This window comes from Micromonospora sp. KC606, assembly GCF_004348675.1.
Taxonomy (GTDB): domain Bacteria; phylum Actinomycetota; class Actinomycetes; order Mycobacteriales; family Micromonosporaceae; genus Micromonospora.
In genome coordinates, this window is sequence record NZ_SMKN01000013.1 from 64,440 (window position 1) to 70,531 (window position 6,092).

At 73.9% G+C, this 6,092-nt stretch carries 8 protein-coding genes; 5 read left to right on the forward strand and 3 right to left on the reverse strand.

The window, feature by feature from the left end:
• Positions 1-28: 28 nt before the first annotated feature.
• On the reverse strand, positions 29-805 hold the full coding sequence (locus tag E1193_RS05525) for an SDR family oxidoreductase (protein ID WP_132180872.1): 777 nt from the start codon (positions 803-805) through the stop codon (positions 29-31).
• Between the two features lie 137 nt (positions 806-942).
• Between E1193_RS05525 and E1193_RS05530 the strand changes: the two genes are divergently transcribed.
• The 3 genes from E1193_RS05530 (at position 943) to E1193_RS05540 (ending at position 2,784) form a co-directional block, all read left to right on the forward strand.
• On the forward strand, positions 943-1,836 hold the full coding sequence (locus E1193_RS05530; RefSeq protein ID WP_132180874.1) for an AraC family transcriptional regulator: 894 nt from the start codon (positions 943-945) through the stop codon (positions 1,834-1,836).
• A 42-nt stretch (positions 1,837-1,878) separates the two neighbouring features.
• On the forward strand, positions 1,879-2,385 hold the full coding sequence (locus E1193_RS05535; protein WP_132180876.1) for a GNAT family N-acetyltransferase: 507 nt from the start codon (positions 1,879-1,881) through the stop codon (positions 2,383-2,385).
• Positions 2,386-2,604: 219 nt separating this feature from the next.
• Entirely contained in the window at positions 2,605-2,784 is a 180-nt protein-coding gene (locus E1193_RS05540) for a DUF4236 domain-containing protein (RefSeq protein ID WP_132180879.1), read from the forward strand.
• A 98-nt stretch (positions 2,785-2,882) separates the two neighbouring features.
• On the opposite strand, the gene E1193_RS05545 is transcribed toward E1193_RS05540, so the two are convergent.
• Both E1193_RS05545 and E1193_RS05550 read right to left on the reverse strand, forming a co-directional pair.
• Complete coding sequence (locus E1193_RS05545; protein ID WP_132180881.1) at positions 2,883-3,779, reverse strand: hypothetical protein; 897 nt, start codon at positions 3,777-3,779, stop codon at positions 2,883-2,885.
• 24 nt (positions 3,780-3,803) lie between these two features.
• Positions 3,804-4,325 carry a VOC family protein gene (locus tag E1193_RS05550; protein WP_132180883.1) on the reverse strand — a complete coding sequence of 174 codons (522 nt, stop codon included), beginning with the start codon at positions 4,323-4,325 and terminating at the stop codon, positions 3,804-3,806.
• 50 nt (positions 4,326-4,375) lie between these two features.
• Between E1193_RS05550 and E1193_RS05555 the strand changes: the two genes are divergently transcribed.
• Positions 4,376-4,837: a MarR family transcriptional regulator gene (locus E1193_RS05555; RefSeq protein WP_132180886.1), complete on the forward strand. Its 462-nt coding sequence runs from the start codon at positions 4,376-4,378 to the stop codon at positions 4,835-4,837.
• 57 nt (positions 4,838-4,894) lie between these two features.
• A partial coding sequence (locus tag E1193_RS05560) for a tetratricopeptide repeat protein (protein WP_132180888.1) occupies positions 4,895-6,092 on the forward strand: 1,198 nt, incomplete at its 3' end.

Genomic DNA, 6,092 nt, shown 5'->3' on the forward strand with positions numbered 1-6,092 from the left:
GCTCCGGCTGCCCGGCGCCGGGTACGCCTCAGCCGTGCGTCGTGATGCCACCGTCGACGGGGATCACCGCGCCGGTCAGGTACGCGCCGGCCCGCGACGAGAGGTAGATCGCGGTACCGGCCATGTCCTCCGGCCGGCCGATCCGCCCCAGCGGCACCTGCTTCTCGATCGCCGACCGGGAGGCTGGGTCGTCCAGGGCGAAGGCCATCATCTTGCTCTCGAACGGGCCGGGCGCGATCGCGTTGACCGTGATGTGCTCGCCGGCGAGCTGGTGGGCGAGGCTGCGGGTGAGCATGTGCACGGCCGCCTTGGTGGCGGAGTACGCGTACACCTCCATCATCGGTACGCGGAGGCCGTCGACCGAGCCGATGTTGATCACGCGGGCCGGGTCGTCGGCGCTGGCGGCGGCGCGCAGCGCCGGCAGCAGCGCCGTGGTGAGCCGGAAGACGGCCTTGACGTTGACCGCCCAGAGCTTGTCGAACGCGTTCTCCGGGTACGCCTCCAGCGGCGCGCCCCAGGTGGCGCCGGCGTTGTTGACCAGCACGTCGAGCCGGTCAGTGCGCTCCCGCACGGCGGCGGCCAGCCTCTGGGCGCCCGCGTCGTGGCTGAGGTCGGCGGGGATCGCCTCGCAGCGCCCCTCGGCGGAGAGTTCCCGTGCCACCGTCTCGCAGACGTCGGCCTTGCGGGACGAGATGACCACGCGGGCGCCGGCCTGAACGAAGCCCCGGGCGATCATCAGGCCGATGCCCCGTGAACTCCCCGTGACCAGGACCGTCTTGCCCGCGACCGAGAACAGATCCGTCATGCCCATCCCATCACTGGTCGGTGGACCTACCGTTCGGTAACGTAGCCTGGCCCCGAAAACCGGACAACCCCGTGTACGCGACGGGAGTCCCGTCGCCGGGATGCGAGGCCGCCGCCCTGGAGCTACCGTCGCAGGTGATGGTCTCTTCCGGTCAGCTCTCCCCGGCAACCCGTTCCGACCTGTCCGAGATCGACCTGCTCGACCTCGCCGACCTCGCACCCGAGCCCGCCTGGCGCCGACCGATCCTGCTCGGCGCCGACCTGCTCCTCCTGGTCACCGGTGGGCAGGGCAGCGCCGAGCTGGACTTCCGCGGCCTGCCCTGCCGGCCCGGCACGCTGCTGCGGGCCGTCCCGGGCCAGGTGCTGCGGTGCGCCCCCGGCCTCGACGCGACGGTGGTGCGCTGGGGCGACGGGGCGCTGCGCGGGCTCGATGTCGACGCCCTTGCGGCACCCGCCCACCATCAGCTCACCGGCGAGGACGAGGACGCGGTGATCAACGAGGTCAGCCAACTGACGGTCGATGTCCGCCGGCACCGGGACGACCCTGGCGGCCAGGCCCTGCTCCGGCACCAACTCGCCGTGCTGCTGCTGCGCCTGTCGCTGCTGCCGACTCCGCCCGGCGCGGCCAGCGGCGCGCACCGGGTCGAGATGGCCACCTTCCGCCGGCTGTGCCGGGAGATCGAACGTGGCTACCGGCACACCCGCCGGGTGGAGGACTACGCGGCGCAGCTGGGCTGCTCGGTGCGTACCCTCACCCGGGCCTGCCTGGCGGTGACCGGGCGCAGCGCGAAGCAGGTGGTCGACGAGCGGGTCGCGTTGCAGGCCAGCCGGCTGCTCGCCGCCACCGACGAACCGGTGGCCCGGATCGGTCACCGGCTCGGCTTCCCCGAGCCGACCAACTTCGGGCGATTCTTCACCCGCGAGGTCGGGATGAGCCCCGGGGCCTTCCGGGCGGCTTACACGCAACCAGCACCCCGGATCGTCCGGCCGCGTTCCCCGGCCGAGACGACCGGCGGTGCCGGTCGGGCATGATGACGAGTTGACCGCTCCGCCCGACAGCTGGGAGCCGCGCTGATGCCCACGCCCGTCCTGCGCACCGACCGACTGCTGCTGGAGCCGTACCGACCGGACGACGCGGCGGACTCGATCGCCCTCCTGTCCGATCCGGAGGTGGGCCGGTTCATGGGCACCGGCCCGCTCACCCCGGCCGATGCCGCCGGCCTGTTCGGCCGGCTGTTCAGCAAGGTGTACGCGGAGGACCTCTTCGACGTCTGGGCGGTCCGGCGCGACGGCCGGTACGTCGGGCACGCCGAGATCAAGCACACCGACGACGTCGACGGCCAGGAGATCGTGTACGCGCTGGTCAAGCCGGCCTGGGGCGATGGCCTCGGCACCGAGCTGGCCCGCGCCCTGGTCCGGTACGGCTTCGACACCCTCGGGCTGCCCCGGGTGTGGGCGACGGTGGCGGAGCAGAACCACGCTTCGCTCGCGCTGCTGGGCAAACTCGGCTTCACGCCTCAACGCGATCTCATCGAGGACGACGGCACCACCACCCGCGTACTCGCCGTCGACCGTACCTGAGCAGCCATCCGCTGACCGGTCGCCGTCCTCGCCGCGCGGTGCCACCTCCGGACCCCTACGGGAGCTGGCGTCGCGGCACCTTCCACGGAGGACGGGAGCGGGTTTCGGAGTTCCTCGATCCGGGCATGTCCGATCCAGCGAAGGCAGAAAGCAGCGCCGAGCCGGCAGACAGCGACGCCGAGACGGCAGGAAAGACAGGGAAGGCGAAGGGAGCCCGCGATGGGCCTGATGTTCCGCAAGCGCAAGAAGTACGGGCCGATCATCCTGAACTTCACCGAGAACGGCTTCTCCTCGTGGAGCATCAGGATCGGTCGCTGGTCCTGGAACTCCCGAGCCAGGGCGCACCGGGTCGACCTGCCGGGGCCGCTCTCCTGGAAGCAGGACAAGTCCCGGGCGTGAGACCCGAGGCCGAACGGGGCGCCGGTGGTTCACCGGCGCCCCGTTCGGCCTGTCGGCGTGCTGGTCACGCGGTTCGCGCCGGGTCGGCGGCCCGGTGATCAGTGCCCCGTGCGCGCGGTCGGGGCGCTGATCACCACGTCGCCGCCGAGCCGCCCGTCGACCGGGTCGCGACGCACCGCGCCGGAGTGCAGCAGGTCGGTGACCGCCGCGACGGTGTCGGCGGCCCGGTAGGCGGTCGCGGTGGCGGTGTGCCGGCGCAGCTCGGTGACCGTGCGCGGACCGGATCGGGCCAGCTCGGCCAGGAGTTCCCGGCGCAGCGGACCGGGTTCGGGGCGCGGCGAGATGTCGAGCAACGCGCCGGCCGGGTCTGCGGGGTCGCGGTAGCGCACCCCGGCGCCCTCGTCGACGTCCCAGAGCGCGTCCTTGAACGCCTCCAGACTCTTGTCCAGGTTGGTGCCGAAGGCGACCACCCTGGTTGGCGAACCATCCGCGGGGACCAGTTCGACCTCGGCGGCCAAACGGAACCCGGCGGTCGTCAGGGCGGCGCGGAAGGCGACCGGCCGCTCGGCGGTGAGCAGCAGTTCGGCCGGACGACCGGTCGCCGCGGCGGCCAGCAGCGCGGGCGCCGGGTCGGCGCCCTCGGCGACGGTCAGCAGCGGCGCGCCGGCCGCGCCGGCGGCCTTGAGCGCGACCGGGAGCCGGGACGGATCGCCGGGCACCACGTGCACGGCCACGTCGGCCGGCAGGGTGGCCTCGACCGGGCCGAGCCGGGCGGGTAGGTCGGGCCCGCCGCCGGCCAGCACCAGGACGGTCAGCCGACGGCCCCGCAGCCGGTCGGCGAAGTCGGCCACCACCCGCAGGGCCGCCTCCGCGGTGCCGGCGTCCCCGGCGTACGCGAGGGCGAGGGTGGCCCGGCGGGAGCGGTGCAGCGCCCCGGGTAGCCAGTGGTCGAGTTGTCGGACGAGCAGCTCGCGCAGGAGGGCGTCGGTGGACATCCTGCCGTTGTACCGCACCGGCGGTCAGGCCGGGACGGAGATCCCCACCCCGCCGCGGGTCTGACCGCCGTAGCGTTGCCGCTCGCGGTCGATGTCGAGCCGGCCGATCCGGGTGCGGGCGGTCAGCGCGGCGTCGTCGAGCAGGTGGGCGGGGACGATCCAGACGATCTCGAACTCCAGCCCGTCCGGGTCCCGGCCGTAGAGGCTCTTGGTGGTGCCGTGGTCGGCGGTCCCGACCAGGGCGTCGGCGGCGGCCAGTCGCTGCGCGGTGCGGGCCAGCTCGTCCAGGGTGTCCAGCTCCCAGGCGAGGTGGTAGAGGCCGACGGTGGCACGCCCGGCCTGGCTGGGGCCGGCGGCAGCACCGACCTCGAACAGGCCGAGGTCGTGGTCGTTGGTGGAGTCGGGCGCCTGGAGGAAGGCGGCGCCGCGGAACCCGTCGGGGGTCATCGGGACCGGACGGAAGCCCAGGACGTTACGGTAGAACGCGATGCTGCGTGCCAGGTCACCGACGTAGAGGACGGCGTGGTTGAGGCGGTGGATTCCCATGTCCACCAAGGTAGCGCGAATTGATTGAACCCTCAACCATTATCGGTATGATGGCCCTCATGACCCGCTGGCTGAACCCCGACGAGCAGCAGACCTGGCGGTCCTTCCTGACCGCCTCGCGGGCGTTGATGGAGACCCTCGACCGCGAGCTGCAACGCGACGCCGGGATGCCGCACGCCTACTACGAGATTCTGGTCCGGCTCTCCGAGGCCCCGCGACGACGGCTACGGATGAGCGAACTGGCCGAGAGCAGCGGCTCGTCGCGCAGCCGGCTCTCGCACGCCGCCGCCCGACTGGAGGCCGCCGGGTGGATCCGGCGCGAGGAGTGCCCCACCGATCGGCGCGGCCAGATCGCCGTGCTCACCGACGACGGCTTCGCCACCCTCGCCGCCGCCGCGCCCGGCCACGTCGAGGGCGTCCGCCGCCACCTCTTCGACGCGCTCAGCCCCGCCCAGGTCGACCAGCTGCGCCGGATCAGCGAGAACCTGGTCGCCCACCTGACCGGCTCCTGACCAACTTCCTGACCAGCAAGGGCTGTACATACCGTCGCCGGACCAGCACGATGGGGCGTGTCCTCCGGCCTCGGTGAACTGTCCCGCCAGGCGCACCAGCTGGTGTCCGCCGGCGATCTCGCCGGCGCCCAGCGACTGCTCGCCGACGCGCTGGCCGACGCCGACCCCCGCCCCGACCACGCCCCACCCGAGCTGGCCGACGCCGCCGGCCTCCAGGCCCGGGTGCTCGTCGCGCTCGGCGAGCCACACTCCGCACGCGGCTGGGCCGCCTTCGCGTACGCCGCGACCGCCCGGCTACACGGCCGCTCCGACGAACGGACAATCGCCGCGGCGGCCACCCTGGCAGCTGTGCTGCACCGGGTCGGCAGCGACGCCCGCGCCGCCCGGCTCTACTCCGAGGTGATCCTGGAACTGACCGCCCACGACGGCCCCGAGTCGCTGCGGGTGCTCGCCGCCCACGCCGACCTGGCCACCGTGGAGTACGCCCGGGGCCAGTGCGGCCAGGCCCGGGAACGCCTGCAGGACGCCTGGGAGCTGCACCGCGAGGTCTACGGCGACGGACATCCCAGCGGCATCAAGATGCTCGCCCGGCTCGGGGCCATGCAGCGCGACTGCGGCCAGTTCTCCGAGGCGCAGGACAACCTCGCGCTCGCCCGCGACCTGGCCCGCCAGCACCTGGACGCCGAGGATCCGCTCGCCCGGCAGGTGACCACGCTGGCCCGGTCGGCCGCCGACCCGGGCCACGTCTGCGACGACGAGCGCCCACCGGAGGACCCGATGCCGGTGGTGCCCGCCGCGCGTACCGCACCGCCCGACGAGGGGCCGCCCGAGCCACTTACCTGGCCGGTGGACCCGGTTACGGCCGACGAGACGTACCCGCCGACAGTGCCCGGCCAGCGGCTGCCCACCGAGGACGTGACCGACGCGCACCGGTCCGTCCCGCACGTCGACCCGTGGCCGGAGCCTGCCGCCGGGTCGGCGTTCGACCCGCTCCCGCCGACCGGCCCCGGTCCCGCTGGCGGGCACACCGAGGCCGACGGGGTGTACCGGGTGGGTGACCACGACCCGTCCCGGCTGCTGCCGGTCGTCGTGCCCCGGCAGCAGCCGACGTCGCGCAGCCGGGCGCTGCCGCTGGTCGTGGCCGGGGTGGCGGTGGTGCTGCTCGGCACCGTGGCGGTCATCGCCGGAGTCGCCGGTGTCGACGGCGGCGAGCACAACGACCCGCCGCCCTCCCCGCCCGGCAGCACCCGGGGCG

Coding starts and splice junctions, on each gene's coding strand:
- E1193_RS05525 (WP_132180872.1), bottom strand. CDS start 805: ATGACGGATCTGTTCTCGGTCGCGGGCAAGACGGTCCTGGTCACGGGG.
- E1193_RS05530 (WP_132180874.1), top strand. CDS start 943: ATGGTCTCTTCCGGTCAGCTCTCCCCGGCAACCCGTTCCGACCTGTCC.
- E1193_RS05535 (WP_132180876.1), top strand. CDS start 1,879: ATGCCCACGCCCGTCCTGCGCACCGACCGACTGCTGCTGGAGCCGTAC.
- E1193_RS05540 (WP_132180879.1), top strand. CDS start 2,605: ATGGGCCTGATGTTCCGCAAGCGCAAGAAGTACGGGCCGATCATCCTG.
- E1193_RS05545 (WP_132180881.1), bottom strand. CDS start 3,779: ATGTCCACCGACGCCCTCCTGCGCGAGCTGCTCGTCCGACAACTCGAC.
- E1193_RS05550 (WP_132180883.1), bottom strand. CDS start 4,325: ATGGGAATCCACCGCCTCAACCACGCCGTCCTCTACGTCGGTGACCTG.
- E1193_RS05555 (WP_132180886.1), top strand. CDS start 4,376: ATGGCCCTCATGACCCGCTGGCTGAACCCCGACGAGCAGCAGACCTGG.